Origin of the sequence: Parablautia sp. Marseille-Q6255, assembly GCF_951230155.1 — a bacterium.
Taxonomy (GTDB): domain Bacteria; phylum Bacillota; class Clostridia; order Lachnospirales; family Lachnospiraceae; genus Choladousia.
In genome coordinates this window covers 53,831-70,142 of sequence record NZ_CATNVD010000002.1, presented here as the reverse complement: position 1 = coordinate 70,142, position 16,312 = coordinate 53,831, and the positions used below count along the sequence as shown (strand labels likewise).

Here is a 16,312-nt window from a genome sequence, read left to right as displayed (position 1 = left end):
GAAACAGGAGGAAAAAGGGATGGGCGATGAATTAAAAGCTTTTACAGATGCACCGGAGCCGGTGCTGACCTTTGGTGCCCAGCCGGAGGAGCCGGTTTTGCAGGAGAGCCAGCCGGAGCCAAAAGCAGAACCGCAGCTTACGGAGGAGATACTATCAGAGAAAGAGCGAAGGATGGTAGATGAGTTCAGCCAGCAGATCAATCTGCATGATTCCAATGGGATTTTGCAGTACGGTGTAGGGACTCAGAAAAAGATGGCGGATTTTTCCGAGAATGCGCTTAAAAATGTAAAGACGAAGGATCTTGGGGAAGTCGGCGATATGATCTCCAGCCTTGTCACAGAGCTGAAGAGCTTTGATGCGGAGGAAGAGGAAAACAAGTTTTTTGGCTTTTTCAAAAAATCAGGGAATAAGCTGACTGCGATGAAGGCAAAGTATGAAAAAGCAGAAGTGAATGTAGAAAAGATATGTGAGGCGCTGGAGGGGCATCAGATGCAGCTTATGAAGGATGTGGCAGTCCTGGATAAGATGTATGGTCTGAACCTTTCCTATTTTAAGGAGCTGTCCATGTATATTCTTGCCGGAAAGAAAAAGCTCGCACAGACACGCAGTACAGAGCTGACCGGACTGGTGGAGAAAGCAAACCGGACAGGCCTTCCTGAGGATGCGCAGGAGGCGAAGGATCTGGAGGGTCTGTGTGAGCGTTTTGAGAAAAAACTGCACGATCTGGAGCTGACCAGGATGATCGCGATCCAGACTGCGCCGCAGATCCGCCTGGTGCAGTCGAGCGATTCTCTGATGATTGAGAAGATACAGTCTACGGTGGTCAATACGGTTCCTCTGTGGAAAAGTCAGATGGTCATCGCGCTCGGTGTGGAGCATGCGAATCAGGCAGCGAAGGTGCAGCGTGAGGTGACAGACATGACGAATGAGCTGCTCCGCAGAAATGCACAGTCTCTCAAGATGGCGACTGTTGAGAGTGCGAAGGCGGCGGAGCGCGGCATTGTAGATCTGGAGACCTTAAAAGCAACGAACGCGGCACTGATCTCTACCTTTGATGAGGTGATGAAGATTCAGGAAGACGGCAGACAGAAGCGTCTTGCGGCGCAGGAGGAGCTGGATCGAATGGAAGCAGAGCTCAAAAACAAGCTTCTGGAGATACATCGATAGGGAAAGGAGTTTATTATGGAGGTTTTTCTTGCTGTTTTAATTTTATTTGTTGTGATTGTAGCAGTTGTGGTAGCAGTCAGCACGATCAGTTCTGTTTCAGGCGTGATCGCAGAGGAAGAGGACGAAGAGTAAGGACGGAGCTTATTGTATGGAAGAAAATATTTCTGAAGAATTTGTCAGTGGATTTTGTAAGGCGCAGAATCAGACGAGAATGGTCGTGTGCGAGTTTGAAGAGGATGAGACGGGAAGGCGGCATCTGACTGGAGCAGACTGTGCATACGGCAAATGTGAGCACAGCCGCGACTGCCTTTTGATGGGGAAGATACAATGATCACATTTGAACAGTTTGAGGAGATAACGCTAGAAACAGCCGATACGTTCCCGGAGGAATTTTTCCGGGAGCTAAGCGGCGGAGTCATGGTTCAGGAACACAGCCGTTTGCATCCGGCTGCGGTGGACCATGACCTTTTTGTTATGGGCGAATATCACAGAGACCGTTATCTGGGGCGCTTTGTGGTCCTGTATTATGGATCTTTTGCAGCGTGCTTTCGTACCTGCCCGGATGTGGTCTGGAGACAGGAGATACGAAGGGTGCTGCTGCATGAGTTCCGACATCATCTGGAATCTCTTGCGGGAGAGCGGGACCTTGAAATCGAAGATGCGGTGGCTGTTTCTCAGTACAAATACAGGAAACAGGAGGAAAAATACTTGACGGAAAAGGCTTCGGGATATAGAATAGATGAAGCGAGTCTTAATAAGCGGACAAATGTCTGTGATACAGGGACAACTGCAATTGAGGAGGAGATATTATGAAGGCATATACGGAGATGACCCGGGAAGAACTTTTACAGGAGCAGGCTGCTCTGCAAGCAAAATTTGAAGAGATCAAAGGAAAAGGCCTGAAGCTTGATATGTCGAGAGGAAAGCCTTCCAACGCCCAGCTTGAGCTGTCCAACGGAATGATGGATGTGCTGACCAGCGAGTCTGACATGGTCTGTGAAGCAGGCGTGGACTGCCGCAATTACGGCATTATGGACGGTATCCCTGAGGCCAGAAGACTGTTGGCAGATATGTCGGAGGTGCCGGAGAAAAATATCCTGATCTATGGCAATTCCAGTCTGAATGTGATGTACGATACGGTGGCGCGCGCAATGACAATGGGTGTTTGCGGTCATACGCCGTGGGGAAAGCTGGATAAAGTGAAGTTTCTCTGTCCGGTTCCAGGATATGACAGACATTTCGGGATCACAGAGTTTTTTGGCATTGAGATGATCAATGTGCCGCTGCTTGAGACTGGTCCTGATATGGACATGGTAGAGAAGCTTGTGTCAGAGGATGATTCGATCAAGGGTATCTGGTGTGTGCCGAAATATTCCAATCCGACCGGTATTTCTTATTCAGATGAGACGGTCCTGCGGTTTGCGCATTTGAAGCCGGCAGCTCCTGATTTCCGTATTTTCTGGGATAACGCATATTCGATCCATCATCTGTATGACGATGATCAGGATGTGATACTTGAGCTTTTGACAGAGTGCGAAAAGGCGGGCAATGAGGATCTTGTATACAAGTTCATCTCTACTTCAAAGGTGAGCTTTCCAGGGTCCGGTATCGCTGCGATGGCAGCGTCTGAGGCCAATCTGGCAGATGCGAGAAAAGCAATGTTCTATCAGACGATCGGGCATGATAAGCTGAATCAGCTGAGGCATGTGCGCTTTTTCAGAGATATGGACGGGATGCGGGAGCATATGAGAAAGCATGCGGATATCCTGCGGCCGAAGTTTGAGGCGGTGCTTGATGTCCTTGACCAAGAGCTGGGCGGACTTGGAATCGGAAGCTGGGTAAAGCCAAAGGGCGGATACTTTATTTCTTTTGATTCTCTTGAGGGATGCGCAAAGAAGATCGTGGCAAAGGCGAAGGAGGCCGGTGTGACGATGACAGGAGCCGGAGCAACATTCCCATATGGAAAGGATCCAAAGGACAGCAATATCAGAATTGCCCCGTCATTCCCGACGCCGGAGGAGCTTGCGCTGGCAGCAGAGGTTTTTGTGCTCAGTGTAAAGCTGGTGAGTCTGGAAAAGCTGCTTGCACAGTAGGAGAGACAGGCAAAAAAAGAACATGAAAAAAGAAGGATTGCTGCAAAGAAGACAACCCCTTCGCGGCAGTCCTTTATTATTGGCTTTTTTTGCTTGCCCTGTATGTGGAATTGGGATATAATATTAAAGAATTTGTTTTGGAGCTGTATGGCCCGTAGCGGACAGCAGTATCGGCAGGAAGAGAACGGACACATAAGCTTTGTGTATCCGCAGTGAGGGCAGAGAAATAGAAACGCAGGAGGAAATATCGAAAATGAAGCGATGTATAGTATGCGGGAATGTGGGAGATGACAGCAGCACAAAGTGTGAGGTGTGCGGGAATCCATTTATAGATACGAGCGGGCAGGAGAGTGTGCAGGCGGCCTCTGATACAGACCGTAAAGAGGAGAACAGACCGGAAAAGACACAGCAGCCTGCGCAAGAGCGCGCCGTCAGCCAGTCAGCAGGAGCGACCAGACCGCAGCGCAGAATGAGAAGCGGCCCTCAGATCTATGGTCAGCAGGAGCCTGCGAGGGGACCGCAGGGAGCCGGCTCTCAGGGAAGACCGCGCCAGTCGGCACAGAGAAGGCCAAATGAGGCCAGAACAGGTCAGGGCGCTTATCAGCCGGGGATGCAGGCGGCTCAGCCGAACCGCACGGTGCGTACAGAACATTCCGGTCAGCCGTCAAATGGTCGTTCCGGTCAGATGGATCGTGCTCCGCAGCCGAATCGTCCGCAGAGACCGGCTAATGGATATTCCGGTCAGCCAGGCCGTCCGGCTTTTCAGGGACAGCCGCCTTATCAGGCGCCGATGCGCCAGGGCACTCCCGCGCCGGGGATGGGGGCAGGAGCCGCAGCTGCAGGAAGCTATAAAGCGCGCCAGATCAGAGAAGCCTCCAGAAGGATGCTGCAGTCACCGATATTCCTGGCGATCGCGATTTTGAATACGCTGTACTTTGCAGGAACGATCGCAGCAGTATTCCTCAGAGAGATGAATTATTCGCAGGTAATTCGGCTGATCGAAGGATTTGAGCTTCCGGCTCAGATTTCAGGCTATGTAGGAAGCGTTACATCGCTTCTTTCCATGCTGGATTCCGGGGCATTGTTTGCAAATCTTGCAATGCACATTCCAGATCTTCTGTTTCTGATCGGTCTGTGGATGATTTTTGTTACCGCTAAAAAGAACGGCGAGGAGATGTCCGGTATCGGATTTGGCTTTGTAAAAGCGACGGTTCTGATCAATATGGTTGTTGCATGTGCTGTTACAGCGGTATTGCTGGTGATCACTGTTGCAGTCGTGATCTCCTCCTGGGTATCAGGGACACTTCCGGTCATAATTGGAGCAGGTGCGGCGATGATCCTTATGATCGCGGTTGCGATGATGGTGATCATGTACTATTTCTGTCATCTGGCAACGATCAAGACATGCCGTTTAAACAGCAGTGAGGGAGAGAGCTATGGAAAGGTCTCCGTTTATGTGGCAGCGATCCATATCCTTTTGGCGCTCGTATCCATTGTCGATCTGCTTTCAGGAATTGTAAATTCTGAAATATCGAATATCGTTGGCTCGATCGGAAAAATCGGCTGGCTGCTGCTTCTGGCAGTATGGTTCTTTATGTACCGGGAGAAACTGGAAGAAGTAGAGGAGTAAGAGGAGTAGCTTTCGCAGGAAAGCCGGGACAGAAAAATAAAAATTAAAAATCACAACAGAGCGCTGTGAGGCTGCAGTACAGATACTGATGGGAGGTTCTTCTGTATTGCAGCGTTTCCGGCAGCTCTGTTTTTTATTTGAAAAAATTTGCAAATTATAGATTTTTGGTGTACTATACAGTCTGATGGAAATACTGGAAATAAATCCACAATGCTTTTAGCATTGGTGTACAGGGAAGGCTACTTTTTGTATGCCGGCGCTAATGAGTTCAAATATCAGAAAGAAGGATGAGCGATGACAAAGGTAGATATTATTTCAGGTTTTTTGGGAGCAGGAAAGACGACACTGATTAAAAAGCTGATCAAAGAGGTATTTGCCGGACAGCAGATCGTGCTGATCGAGAATGAGTTCGGGGAGATCGGTATTGACGGCGGATTTTTAAAGGATGCAGGGATTAATATCACAGAGATGAATTCTGGCTGTATCTGCTGCTCTCTGGTCGGTGATTTCGGAAAAGCGCTGAAGGAAGTAACACAGAAATTTTCACCGGACCGGATTATCATTGAGCCGTCCGGCGTTGGCAAGCTTTCTGATGTCAGGGCAGCAGTAGAAGACGCAGCGGAGGAAGCGGGGCTTGTCCTCAATGCACTTACGACTGTAGCTGATGCAGCCAAGATAAAGATGTACATGAAAAACTTTGGGGAATTTTATAATAATCAGATTGAAAGTGCAGCGACTGTCATCCTGAGCCGCACGCAGAAGCTTTCAGAAGAAAAGCAGATGAAGGCGGCAGAGCTGATCCGTGAGAAAAATCCGAAGGCTGTCATTGTAACGACGCCATGGGAGGAGCTCACTGGTGAACAGATCCTTCATGCGATGGAGGGAACAGATGCGCTGGCAGAGCTGCTCCTTGAAGAAGCACATCATCACGAGCACGATGAGCACTGTGGCTGCGGCCACGACCACGAGCATGATCACCACCATGAGCATGACGAACACTGCGGCTGCGGTCACGACCATGAGCACGACCACGAGCATGAGCACCATCATGAGCACGATGAGCACTGCGGCTACGGTCATGACCATGAGCATGAGCATCATCATGAGCATGACGAGCACTGCGGCTGCGGTCACGACCATGAGCATGGGCATCATCACCATCATGCAGATGAGGTGTTTACTTCCTGGGGGAGAGAGACGCCGAGAAAGTATACAAGAGATGAGATGGAACAGATCCTTCATACGCTTTGTGGATCAGAGGAGTTTGGTATTGTGTTGCGCGCAAAGGGAATGGTTCCATGCACAGACGGCACATGGCTTCATTTTGATCTGGTGCCAGGAGAGTATGAGGTAAGGACAGGAGCAGCGGACTATACGGGAAGGCTTTGCGTGATCGGCTCCGGACTTTGTGAGGCAGAGCTTGAAAAGCTGTTCCAGCTTTAAAAGAAAGCGGAAAGGGTGAGTGTCATGCAGCAAATACCTGTTTATTTGATCAATGGTTTTCTGGAAAGTGGAAAGACTCTGTTTTTACAGGATGTGCTCATGGGCGGTGATTTTGATGACGGACAGCCGGGCCTGCTGATCCTCTGTGAAGAGGGTGAGGAGGAATACGATGAAAAAGCGCTGTCTGATATGAATATTTCTATGATCACGGTTGATGAGGAAAGCGAGTTTAGCGGCGGATTTTTAAAAATGTGCGAGAAGCATTACCGTCCAAAACGGATTTTTATTGAGCTTAACGGGATGTGGAACAGTGAGTGGCTGTTTACCAATGAGCTTCCGTTCAGTATGGAGATCGTGCAGGTGATCACGATCGTGGACGGGAGCACGTTCCCGGTTTATCTGAATAATATGCGCAGTATTCTGAGTAATCTGTTTCTGAATACGGAGATGGTGATTTTTAACCGCTGTACGCCGGAGATGGATCTTCAGTCGTTTCGCCGGACTGTACGCGGCCTGAATCCGCGGGCAATGGTTTATTTTGAGGATGCGAAGGGCGACCCGATCGATCCTGGAATGGATGTTCCTCCGTATGACCTGAACGCAGATGTGATCCAGATCGAGGATATTGATTATGGTCTGTGGTATCTCGATGCGTTTGAGGCGAAGGATCGGTATAATGGGAAAAAGGTCCGCTTCCGTGCAAAGGTCATGAAGTCCAGGCGTTTTCCGGACGGTGTGTTTGTGCCGGGGCGCAATGCGATGACCTGCTGTGAGGATGACATCCGGTTTGTCGGCTACCTGTGCAAGAGTGAATTTGCAGATCTGCTGAAATCACGCCAGTGGATCTGGCTGACTGCGACGATAAAGTACGAATATTCCAGCGAGTACGGAGAGGAAGGACCTGTACTGTACGCAGAATCATATGAGCTGACCGGAGCGCCGCAGGAGGATCTGGTATACTTTAATTGATCCGGACTATAAAAAAGAGTGTGCAACAGCACAATCGCCGCGCGCGGTTCATAAAGTGATAGTTTCATTTTCTGAAATAAAAGACAGGGGATATTGCATCTGTGCAATATCCCCTGTCTGACGGAGATGGAGAGATTTGAACTCTCGCGCCGGTTGCCCGACCTACCGCATTTCGAGTGCGGACCCTTCAGCCACTTGGGTACATCTCCACGCGTCTTTATATTATAAAACAGAGCGGGTCAGCAGTCAACAATTTCTTTTGCAGTTTCTTCCGCAGTTTCCGCAATTTCTTCCGGGGTTTCGCCGGATGGCTGCGCTGCGGCTGCCTGTTCGCGCAGCAGCTTCTTCTGCTGACGCAGCTCACGGAAAAAAGCAGAGAGCATGGTACTGCACTGCTCCTGCAGCACACCGCGGGTGACGGACACTTTATGGTTAAAGCCATCCATTTCAAGCAGATTCAGAACGGAGCCTGCACAGCCTGCCTTTGGATTCATGCTGGCAATGACAGCGCGTGTGATACGCGACTGGACGATTGCGCCGGCACACATCTGACATGGCTCGAGGGTGATATAGATCGTACAGCCCTCCAGTCTCCAGTCGCCGAGCTTTTTGCTGGCGCGGCGGATCGCATTGATCTCTGCATGAGAGGTTGTGTTTTTATCTGTGTTGCGGCGATTGTAGCCGCGGGCAATGATCCTGCCTTCATAGACGATCACGCAGCCGATCGGTACCTCGCAAAGTGCGTACGCTTTTTTTGCCTGCCGCATCGCTTCACGCATAAATTTTTCATCTGTCTCTAAAGAAACGTCTGGTATCGTGATCACCGAATCTCTTCTCCCTGTAAAAGCTAAAACAAAATACGGCTGCGAAGTATCCGCAGCACAATAAAAATCCGTGCACCTCCCTTCGAACACCCGCCATAAACGTTACCCTGACAGTTAACTCGATCCAGGCTGCCTTGCGGCACACAGAAGGTTCCGCTTAGTGCTGCTCCGTTCCCGACCTGACACGGTTCACGGATTTCTGTTGCGCAAGACCCAAATGTCAACATCACTTATCAGGGGCAGCTTTACAACAAAGTGCCCTCCGTTCGGCATCACTCCTGCTGTAGCGGATTGCAGGTACAGGGCACCGCTAACTCCCCAGTTGCACGGACCCCCTAACTATACAGTTTTTTTTGGGTGTTGTCAACACTTTCCCGCCATCATGAGAAAAAAGACTTGACGGAGCGGACAGAAAATATTATGTTTAATTGGATTGCATTCCCGGAGCGTGAAAGGAGGGGTCAGTATGCGCACAAAATTTCATAAACTGGCAGGTCTGATCCTGGCACTTGTCATGATGCTTTCCGGGATTTTTGGGGAAGATCTGAAAGTGGACGCGGCATTTATGTGCACATCGGAACACAGTCAGGAATCTGAATCCTGTCTGCGGACCTCCTGCGCAGTGCTTACCGGAGCAAGGAGCTGTACCTCAGAGATGATGGGGATCCGCAGAAATGCGGATTTTGGGGCTGTAATTTTACGCCATGCAAATCAAAGAAGAGGATCCGGAGTGTCATTTGGATTTTTATGCCAGGATTCCTTTTTTCTGAAATGCCGGAACTCTCATGTGGGGCTGGAGGATGCCTGTGTCGTATCGGGATGCCCGTATGAGCTTGTCACAGAATATATACACAAATCTGATGGAAAAAAACGAATCTGATCTAAATTCCCAATTAGCTGGTCTGATGAAAAGCAGGCTTATTTTGCGTAAACACAATACCATTGTGTGAGTATGGAATAATTGCATATTTTTTTAGAGCATACAGATACGGGTATGCTTATTTCTGTATGCTCCTGACAGGAGGAACTTATGGGACAGAATATTTTGATGGGCGTATTATGCGCTGTTGTACTGGGAGTAGGAATCTGGGGCTGGTGGTTTGACAACGGAGGCTCTTTCAAAAAGGATGACAGAGCGGATGCCGGCTTAAAAGAGACAGAAAACGAGAAGAAAAAAGAGAAGTGAGGAATATAGATTATGAATGTTACATATATGATGGGATTACTCGGAGGACTGGCGCTGTTTTTATATGGAATGCAGATGATGAGCGCCGGACTGGAATCGGCAGCCGGCAACAGGATGAAGAGTATACTGGAAAAACTGACCGCAAACAGATTTACCGGCGTACTGGCAGGCGCGCTGATCACGGCGATCATCCAGTCTTCTTCTGCTACTACAGTTATGGTTGTGGGATTTGTAAACTCAGGAATGATGACGCTGAACCAGGCGATCTGGATCATTATGGGTGCAAATATCGGTACGACGATCACAGGACAGCTGATCGCACTCGATGTCGGAGCGATCGCTCCGCTTCTGGCTTTTCTCGGAGTGGCGGCAATTGTATTTTTAAAGAATGAGCGGATCAAGCATACGGGGGAGATCCTGGCAGGACTCGGGATCCTGTTTATCGGCATGGATATGATGGGGGAGGCAATGAAGCCGCTGGCTGCATCGGAAGATTTTGTAAGTATCCTGACGAATTTTGAAAATCCTCTTCTGGGTATCGCGGCAGGAACGATATTTACCGCACTGATCCAGTCCTCCTCTGCGTCTGTCGGTATCCTGCAGACACTGGCAGACAGCGGGGCGATCGGACTGGGAAGCGCTGCGTTTGTATTATTCGGTCAGAATATTGGTACGTGTATTACGGCGCTGCTGGCATCTATCGGAACAAATGTAAACGCGAGAAGAACAACACTGATCCACATTATGTTTAATGTTTTTGGTACGGCAGTATTTACGGTCCTGTGTCTTGCCAGCCCGATCATACCGGTGGTAGAGAGCTGGACGCCCGGAAATGCACCGGCTCAGATCGCCAATCTGCATACAATGTTCAATGTTGTCACAACTCTGCTTTTACTTCCGGTGGGCACATGGCTTGGCAAAATAGCAATGATGATCCTGAAGGATCAAAAAGGCGGACAGACCGGGGACGGTATGCGGGTGCAGTATCTGCTGGATCTGAAGCACATCCGTACAGAGAAGCTCGGCGCGTCAATGGTCTGTGTGGAAGGGATCAAAAAAGAGCTTTTCCGGATGATGGATATGGCCGGCGAGAATGTACAGGATGCATTTGACACGGTCGAGAAGAGAAGCAGGGAGATGCTGGACCAGGTGCTTTGCAGGGAAGAGTATGTAGATTTTCTGAATAAAGAAATTTCTAAATATATTACCTCAGCTGTGTCCTTTGAGACGACAACATCAGGAAGCCGGATATTTAATGCTTTATTTTCTATTGCAGGCAATGTCGAGCGGATCAGCGACCATGCTGTGAATATTGCGGGGTATGCAAAGATGCTCTCAGAAAAGCATATTACGTTTTCCAGGCAGGCACAGAATGAGCTGACAGAAATGAAAGAAATCTGTCAGAGACTTTTTGTACTGCTGCAGGAAACGCCTGCAAATTACAGAGAGTGGCACAGCACCGTTGCCTGCATGGAACAGCAGATGGATGATATGACAGTCCAGTTCCGCAATCATATGTACGCAAGGATCCAGGACGGAGCATGCTCAGATGAAGGCAGCGTGTTATTCTCAGAGATGCTCACAGACTTTGAACGGATCGGAGATCATTCGCTGAATATCGCGGATGAGGTGCTGAACATGGTAGAACGGATATAAGATCAGTAACCGCTTATTCGGCCTGAGGGCCGGGCGGTTGCTAAAAATTTTATAAAGTGCACAAAAACAGCTTGTAATTTTTGTGAAAAAGTTTATAATACACGTAGTCAACTAATTATTAGTCAACTAATTAAAAGGAAGGCGAGGTGGAGACGATGCAATGTATGATGGACGACCAGAATGACAGTATGACTGCCTGCGTCGTGCGGCTGATACACAATTATTCGTCAATGAACTTTAACAAATTTAAAGAGCTGGAAATTCATCCGGGGCAGCTTCCTGTTTTGATCAATATTTCCAGACAGGAGGGAATCAGCCTGCGGGAGCTTGCGGACACGATCCATATCAAACCTCCGACTGTCACCGTCACCGTACAGCGGCTTGAGAAAGCAGGGCTTGTATACAAGAAGGCAGATGCCTCTGACCAGAGGATCAGCAGGATATATCTGACAGAAAAAGGGAAAAATATCCAGATAGAGCTTGATCTTCTTTTTAATGAGAATGAGAGGATACTGACGAAGGGATTTTCTGCGCAGGAGCAGGAGCTTTTGCGCGGATTTTTGAAGCGGATGACAGAAAATATGAGACAGGAGAAACGGGAATAGGAGGTTATTATGGTAAAACTGGCAAAATATCTGAAGAGCTCGGCAGGATTTGTAGCGTTAATCGTTGGTCTGCTGTTCCTTCAGGCGTACTGTGATCTGGAGCTGCCGGATTATACGTCGCGGATCGTAAATGAAGGGATTCAGCAAAGCGGCATCGAGGATGGAGTGCCCGAGAAGATGCGGGAGCAGACCGCGCAGAGTCTGGAGCTGTTTCTGGATGAGGATGCACGGCAGCTTCTGGAGAAAAGCTATGCACAGGAGGATGGCAGATATGTCCTCAAAGATCTGTCTGATAAAGAACGGAAAGAGCTGGGAACCGTGCTTGAGAAAGCAGAGCTGGTGACAGGCGTTCTGATGCAGATGGATGGACAGGAAGCAGCTGCCATGATGCAGGGTGCAAATGCGCCGGACATGGGAAATATGCCGGCGGCGGATATGCAGGACATGTCTGCGCTTGATATGGTAAAGGCGATGCCGAAGGAGCAGCGTGCTCAGGTCGCAGAGGCGATCAGCGGGCAGTTTGAGGATATGCCGGATACGATGACAGCGCAGTATGCTGTCCAGTTTGTAAAGCAGGAGTATGAGGCGCTCGGTGAGGATCTCGGAGATCTGCAGATCCGCTATATCATGAAGACCGGAGGAGCAATGCTCCTGCTTGCGATGATCGCAATGCTTGCGTCTGTAGCAGTTACCTTCTGCTCTGCGCGTGTAGCGGCAGCGGTCGCGCATGATCTGAGAAATGATGTATACCGCAAGGTGATCGGCTTTACAAGCGAGGAGTTCAATCATTTCTCGACAGCCTCACTGATCACGAGGAGCACCAATGATATCCAGCAGATCCAGATGTTTCTGGCTATGGGCTTTCGTCTGATCCTCTACTCCCCGATCCTTGGTCTGGGCGGCGTGCTGAGGGTGCTGCACTCGGATGTATCTATGAGCTGGATCATCGGACTGGCGGTTGTTTTGATCATGCTTGTGATCGCGGTGCTGTTTAAGGTAGCGATGCCGCGCTTTACAAAGCTGCAGACACTTATTGACCGCGTCAACCTTGTGACAAGAGAGATCCTCAGCGGTATTATGGTCACACGGGCGTTCAGCGCAGAGAAGCACGAGGAGGAGCGTTTTGAAGAGGCAAACCGTAATCTGATGAAAACGAACCTCTTTGTCAACCGCTGCATGACGTTTATGATGCCGATCATGATGCTTATTATGAACGGCGTATCCGTACTGATCATTTACAGCGGCGCACATGCGATTGACGCAGGCACGCTGCAGGTCGGTGATATGATGGCATTTATCCAGTATGCGATGCAGATCATCATGTCATTTTTAATGATCACGATGATGTCTATTCTGATCCCGCGTGCGAATGTTGCCGGAAAGCGTATTTATGAGGTGCTGAATACACAGTCAACCATCTGCGACCCGCAGACGCCGCAGACGCCGGATGCAGATGTCAGGGGCGTCGTAGAATTTGATCATGTATCGTTTTCGTATCCGGATGCAGATGAAAAGGTGCTTGAGGATATCTCCTTTAAGGCGGAGCGGGGCCAGACGGTCGCGTTTATCGGAAGTACAGGAAGCGGAAAGAGTACGCTGATCAATCTGATCCCGCGTTTCTTCGATGTAACGCAGGGTGCGGTACGCGTTGACGGGGTCGATGTACGCGATATGACAAAGGAAGACCTGTGCGCGCGTCTTGGCTATGTGCCGCAAAAGAGCATTCTGTTTTCTGGTACGATTGACTCAAATATCCGGTATGGACGGACGCAGGCGAGTGAAGAAGAGGTAAGGGCAGCCGCAGAGATCGCACAGGCCTCTGACTTTATTGAGGAAAAGGAAGAACAGTATGATTCGCCGATCGCACAGGGAGGTACGAATGTATCAGGCGGACAGAAGCAGCGGCTTTCGATTGCGCGTGCGATCGCCAAAAAACCGGAGATCCTGATTTTTGACGACAGCTTTTCTGCGCTTGATTATAAGACAGATGTCGCGCTGCGGCGGGCGCTGAAGGAGAGTACAAAGGATATCACGACGCTGATCGTTGCGCAGAGGATCAGTACGATCCTTCATGCAGATCAGATCATTGTTCTGGATGAAGGCAAAATGGCTGGAAAGGGCACTCACGAGGAGCTGATGAAGAATTGTGAGGTTTACCGCCAGATCGCCACATCACAGTTGTCAGAGGAGGAGTTGGCAGGATGAGTGAGACAAAGAGAACAGCCCTTCCGAGAGGACCGCATGGACACGGGGCAATGAGAATGGGCGGCGAAAAAGCAAAAGATTTTTCCGGCAGTATGAAGAAAATACTCCGGTATATGAGTAAATATAAGCTCCGGCTGATCCTTGTGGCGATCGCCGCAATGGCAGGTACGATCTTCAATATCGTGGGGCCGAAGATTTTAGGAAAAGCGACAACAGAGCTGTTTAATGGGATCGTTGCAAAAATCGGGGGTACAGGTGGCATTGATTTCGGAAAGATCGGACAGATCCTCCTGTTTGTAATGGCGCTGTATGTGTGCAGCTCGGCGTTTACATTTATACAGGGATTTATTATGAGCGGGATTTCCAATGACGTCACGTACAGTCTCAGAAAAGATATTTCTCAGAAGATCAACAGACTTCCGCTGAAATATTTTGAGAGCAGGACGACAGGAGAGGTGCTTTCCCGTGTGACAAATGATGTGGACACTATACAGACGAGTCTCAACCAGAGTATTACACAGCTTATCACATCCGCGACTACGCTGGTCGGTGTATTTATCATGATGATCAGTATTAATGTATGGATGACTCTGGCAGCGCTTGTGATCCTCCCTATTTCCATGGGCGTGATCGGATTTGTGATGTCACATTCACAGAAATTCTTCCGCGGGCAGCAGCAGTATCTTGGTGAGGTGAACGGTCAGATTGAGGAGATCTACGGCGGTCATCAGGTCGTGCGTGCATTTAATAAAGAAAAAGATGTGGTGGAGGAGTTTGAAAAAATCAACCGGAAGTTGTATAATACTGCTTGGAAATCACAGTTTTTCTCAGGCATTATGATGCCGATCATGCAGTTTATCGGAAATCTGGGCTACGTGATGGTAGCGATCCTCGGAGGCTTTATGGTGATCCGGGACGCGATCGAGGTCGGAGATATCCAGTCCTTTTTCCAGTACATCCGCAATTTTACACAGCCGATCCAGCAGATCGCACAGGTTACGAATCTGCTGCAGTCTACCGCAGCAGCGTCTGAGCGTATTTTCGAGTTCCTTGATGAGGACGAGGAGGATCAGACGGTGCCGGATCCGGCGGATATCGCAGATCTGAAAGGAAATGTGACTTTTGACCATGTGAAATTCGGATACGATCCCGAGCAGACGATCATCAAGGATTTTTCTGCCAGGATCACAGATGGACAGAAAATTGCGATCGTGGGACCGACAGGAGCAGGAAAGACTACGATGGTCAAGCTGCTGATGCGTTTCTACGATGTAAACGCAGGAAGTATCCAGATAGACGGACATGATGTGCGTGACTTTGACCGCAGCGATCTGCGGGAGATGTTCGGAATGGTGCTGCAGGATACGTGGCTGTTCTCCGGTACCATCATGGAAAATATCCGGTATGGACGTCTGGATGCGACGGATGAGGAAGTGATCGCGGCAGCGAAGGCGGCGCATGTGCATAAATTTATCATGCAGCAGCCGGGCGGATATCAGATGGAGCTCAATGAGGAGACGAGCAATGTATCGCAGGGACAGAAGCAGCTTTTAACAATCGCGCGTGCGATCCTTGCAGATAACCGGATCCTGATCCTGGATGAGGCAACGTCTTCCGTGGATACGAGGACAGAGACTCAGATCCAAAAGGCGATGGACGCGCTGATGGAGGGCAGAACGAGCTTTGTTATCGCACACAGACTTTCCACGATCCGTGACGCAGATCTGATCCTTGTCATGAAGGACGGCGACATTATAGAGCAGGGGAACCATGAAGAGCTGATGGCTAAGGGCGGTTTCTATGCGGGACTGTACAATAGCCAGTTTGAAAGGGCAGAGGCGATTTAGGATGAAGTACAATATTATTGCGATTGAGAGAGAGTATGCATCAGGAGGAAATGAGATCGGAGAGCGGGTGGCAGGAAAGCTTGACATCCCGTGTTACGGGCAGGAGGTGTTAAACCGCGCCGCGGCCCTGATGCACACTGCTCCGGAGCAGCTTTTGCATCTTGAGGAGACAACGTCAAACAGCCTTCTCTATTCGATCGGAATGGCAGCTAAGGTCATGAAGGGCGAGCGGGACGGACTTTCTGAGGAAGGAGCGCTGTACGTCACAGAGGAGCGTGTCATAAAAGAGATGGCAGTGAGCGGACCGTGCGTGATCGTTGGCAGATGCGCCGGGTGGATCCTGCGCGATCGCAGGGATGTGCTGCGCGTGTTCATACATGCGGACCGCGAGTTCCGAAAAAAGCGTGCAGTGGAGGCTTATGGAGTTCCTGCGAATAATGTAGAAAACGTGTTAAAGCGTTTTGACAGAAGGCGTGCGAACTTTTACCACGCAAATACAAGCATGAGCTGGGATGACAAGAACGGGTATCACCTCGTGCTTGACAGCTCTACACTCGGTCTTGGACAGTGCTCGGAGATCATCAGGAGAACTGCGCAGGGCATATGATAAAAGAGCAGAAGCCCCTTTTTCTTAAGATAATCTTAGATTGATTGAAATGCTAGGAGCGGTATGCTATGATGAGCGT

The 16,312-nt window shown here is 49.6% G+C and carries 15 protein-coding genes, 1 tRNA gene and 1 other RNA gene; 14 read left to right on the top strand and 3 right to left on the bottom strand.

Going from position 1 to position 16,312, the window contains the following annotated elements:
* Window positions 1-19 precede the first annotated feature (19 nt).
* From QOX44_RS02435 to QOX44_RS02405, 7 genes are all read left to right on the top strand, one after another.
* Window positions 20-1,168 (top strand): toxic anion resistance protein, encoded by a 1,149-nt coding sequence (locus QOX44_RS02435; protein ID WP_283681086.1) that lies wholly within the window; start codon window positions 20-22, stop codon window positions 1,166-1,168.
* A 148-nt stretch (window positions 1,169-1,316) separates the two neighbouring features.
* The gene (locus QOX44_RS02430) at window positions 1,317-1,499 is read left to right on the top strand and encodes a ubiquinone biosynthesis protein UbiE (protein ID WP_283681085.1); all 183 of its coding nucleotides are present in this window, start codon (window positions 1,317-1,319) and stop codon (window positions 1,497-1,499) included.
* Window positions 1,496-1,981, top strand: a complete 486-nt coding sequence (locus QOX44_RS02425; RefSeq protein WP_283681084.1) for a metallopeptidase family protein — start codon at window positions 1,496-1,498, stop codon at window positions 1,979-1,981. The genes QOX44_RS02430 and QOX44_RS02425 overlap by 4 nt, the downstream gene beginning before the upstream one ends.
* Window positions 1,978-3,261 (top strand): aminotransferase class I/II-fold pyridoxal phosphate-dependent enzyme, encoded by a 1,284-nt coding sequence (locus QOX44_RS02420; protein ID WP_283681083.1) that lies wholly within the window; start codon window positions 1,978-1,980, stop codon window positions 3,259-3,261. The genes QOX44_RS02425 and QOX44_RS02420 overlap by 4 nt, the downstream gene beginning before the upstream one ends.
* A gap of 253 nt (window positions 3,262-3,514) precedes the next feature.
* On the top strand, window positions 3,515-4,891 hold the full coding sequence (locus QOX44_RS02415) for a hypothetical protein (RefSeq protein ID WP_283681082.1): 1,377 nt from the start codon (window positions 3,515-3,517) through the stop codon (window positions 4,889-4,891).
* Between the two features lie 294 nt (window positions 4,892-5,185).
* Window positions 5,186-6,334, top strand: a complete 1,149-nt coding sequence (locus QOX44_RS02410) for a CobW family GTP-binding protein (protein ID WP_283681080.1) — start codon at window positions 5,186-5,188, stop codon at window positions 6,332-6,334.
* Between the two features lie 24 nt (window positions 6,335-6,358).
* Window positions 6,359-7,303 (top strand): TIGR03943 family putative permease subunit, encoded by a 945-nt coding sequence (locus QOX44_RS02405; protein WP_283681079.1) that lies wholly within the window; start codon window positions 6,359-6,361, stop codon window positions 7,301-7,303.
* A 121-nt stretch (window positions 7,304-7,424) separates the two neighbouring features.
* Here the strand turns inward: QOX44_RS02405 and QOX44_RS02400 are convergent.
* From QOX44_RS02400 to ffs, 3 genes are all read right to left on the bottom strand, one after another.
* Window positions 7,425-7,512 (bottom strand) — tRNA-Ser (locus tag QOX44_RS02400).
* Window positions 7,513-7,542: 30 nt separating this feature from the next.
* Window positions 7,543-8,118: a tRNA adenosine(34) deaminase TadA gene (tadA, locus tag QOX44_RS02395; RefSeq protein WP_283681305.1), complete on the bottom strand. Its 576-nt coding sequence runs from the start codon at window positions 8,116-8,118 to the stop codon at window positions 7,543-7,545.
* Window positions 8,119-8,195: 77 nt separating this feature from the next.
* Window positions 8,196-8,457: signal recognition particle sRNA large type (gene ffs / locus QOX44_RS02390), an RNA gene on the bottom strand.
* Between the two features lie 136 nt (window positions 8,458-8,593).
* On the opposite strand from ffs, the gene QOX44_RS02385 reads away from it, so the two are divergent.
* From QOX44_RS02385 to QOX44_RS02355, 7 genes are all read left to right on the top strand, one after another.
* A complete protein-coding gene (locus QOX44_RS02385) occupies window positions 8,594-9,007 on the top strand; it encodes a hypothetical protein (RefSeq protein WP_283681078.1) in 414 nt (137 codons plus the stop codon).
* 150 nt (window positions 9,008-9,157) lie between these two features.
* Complete coding sequence (locus QOX44_RS02380) at window positions 9,158-9,313, top strand: hypothetical protein (protein WP_283681077.1); 156 nt, start codon at window positions 9,158-9,160, stop codon at window positions 9,311-9,313.
* Between the two features lie 12 nt (window positions 9,314-9,325).
* Complete coding sequence (locus QOX44_RS02375) at window positions 9,326-10,969, top strand: Na/Pi cotransporter family protein (protein ID WP_283681076.1); 1,644 nt, start codon at window positions 9,326-9,328, stop codon at window positions 10,967-10,969.
* 155 nt (window positions 10,970-11,124) lie between these two features.
* Window positions 11,125-11,574 carry a MarR family winged helix-turn-helix transcriptional regulator gene (locus QOX44_RS02370; protein WP_283681304.1) on the top strand — a complete coding sequence of 150 codons (450 nt, stop codon included), beginning with the start codon at window positions 11,125-11,127 and terminating at the stop codon, window positions 11,572-11,574.
* A 9-nt stretch (window positions 11,575-11,583) separates the two neighbouring features.
* Window positions 11,584-13,779, top strand: a complete 2,196-nt coding sequence (locus tag QOX44_RS02365) for an ABC transporter ATP-binding protein (RefSeq protein WP_283681075.1) — start codon at window positions 11,584-11,586, stop codon at window positions 13,777-13,779.
* On the top strand, window positions 13,776-15,626 hold the full coding sequence (locus QOX44_RS02360; RefSeq protein ID WP_283681074.1) for an ABC transporter ATP-binding protein: 1,851 nt from the start codon (window positions 13,776-13,778) through the stop codon (window positions 15,624-15,626). Before QOX44_RS02365 ends, QOX44_RS02360 begins: the two co-directional genes overlap by 4 nt.
* Before the next feature lies 1 nt (window position 15,627).
* Window positions 15,628-16,233 (top strand): cytidylate kinase-like family protein, encoded by a 606-nt coding sequence (locus QOX44_RS02355; protein ID WP_283681072.1) that lies wholly within the window; start codon window positions 15,628-15,630, stop codon window positions 16,231-16,233.
* Window positions 16,234-16,312 lie beyond the last annotated feature (79 nt).

Coding starts and splice junctions, on each gene's coding strand:
- QOX44_RS02385 (WP_283681078.1), top strand. CDS start 8,594: ATGCGCACAAAATTTCATAAACTGGCAGGTCTGATCCTGGCACTTGTC.
- QOX44_RS02420 (WP_283681083.1), top strand. CDS start 1,978: ATGAAGGCATATACGGAGATGACCCGGGAAGAACTTTTACAGGAGCAG.
- QOX44_RS02425 (WP_283681084.1), top strand. CDS start 1,496: ATGATCACATTTGAACAGTTTGAGGAGATAACGCTAGAAACAGCCGAT.
- QOX44_RS02435 (WP_283681086.1), top strand. CDS start 20: ATGGGCGATGAATTAAAAGCTTTTACAGATGCACCGGAGCCGGTGCTG.
- QOX44_RS02410 (WP_283681080.1), top strand. CDS start 5,186: ATGACAAAGGTAGATATTATTTCAGGTTTTTTGGGAGCAGGAAAGACG.
- QOX44_RS02380 (WP_283681077.1), top strand. CDS start 9,158: ATGGGACAGAATATTTTGATGGGCGTATTATGCGCTGTTGTACTGGGA.
- QOX44_RS02405 (WP_283681079.1), top strand. CDS start 6,359: ATGCAGCAAATACCTGTTTATTTGATCAATGGTTTTCTGGAAAGTGGA.
- QOX44_RS02365 (WP_283681075.1), top strand. CDS start 11,584: ATGGTAAAACTGGCAAAATATCTGAAGAGCTCGGCAGGATTTGTAGCG.
- QOX44_RS02355 (WP_283681072.1), top strand. CDS start 15,628: ATGAAGTACAATATTATTGCGATTGAGAGAGAGTATGCATCAGGAGGA.
- QOX44_RS02430 (WP_283681085.1), top strand. CDS start 1,317: ATGGAAGAAAATATTTCTGAAGAATTTGTCAGTGGATTTTGTAAGGCG.
- QOX44_RS02415 (WP_283681082.1), top strand. CDS start 3,515: ATGAAGCGATGTATAGTATGCGGGAATGTGGGAGATGACAGCAGCACA.
- QOX44_RS02360 (WP_283681074.1), top strand. CDS start 13,776: ATGAGTGAGACAAAGAGAACAGCCCTTCCGAGAGGACCGCATGGACAC.
- QOX44_RS02370 (WP_283681304.1), top strand. CDS start 11,125: ATGCAATGTATGATGGACGACCAGAATGACAGTATGACTGCCTGCGTC.
- QOX44_RS02375 (WP_283681076.1), top strand. CDS start 9,326: ATGAATGTTACATATATGATGGGATTACTCGGAGGACTGGCGCTGTTT.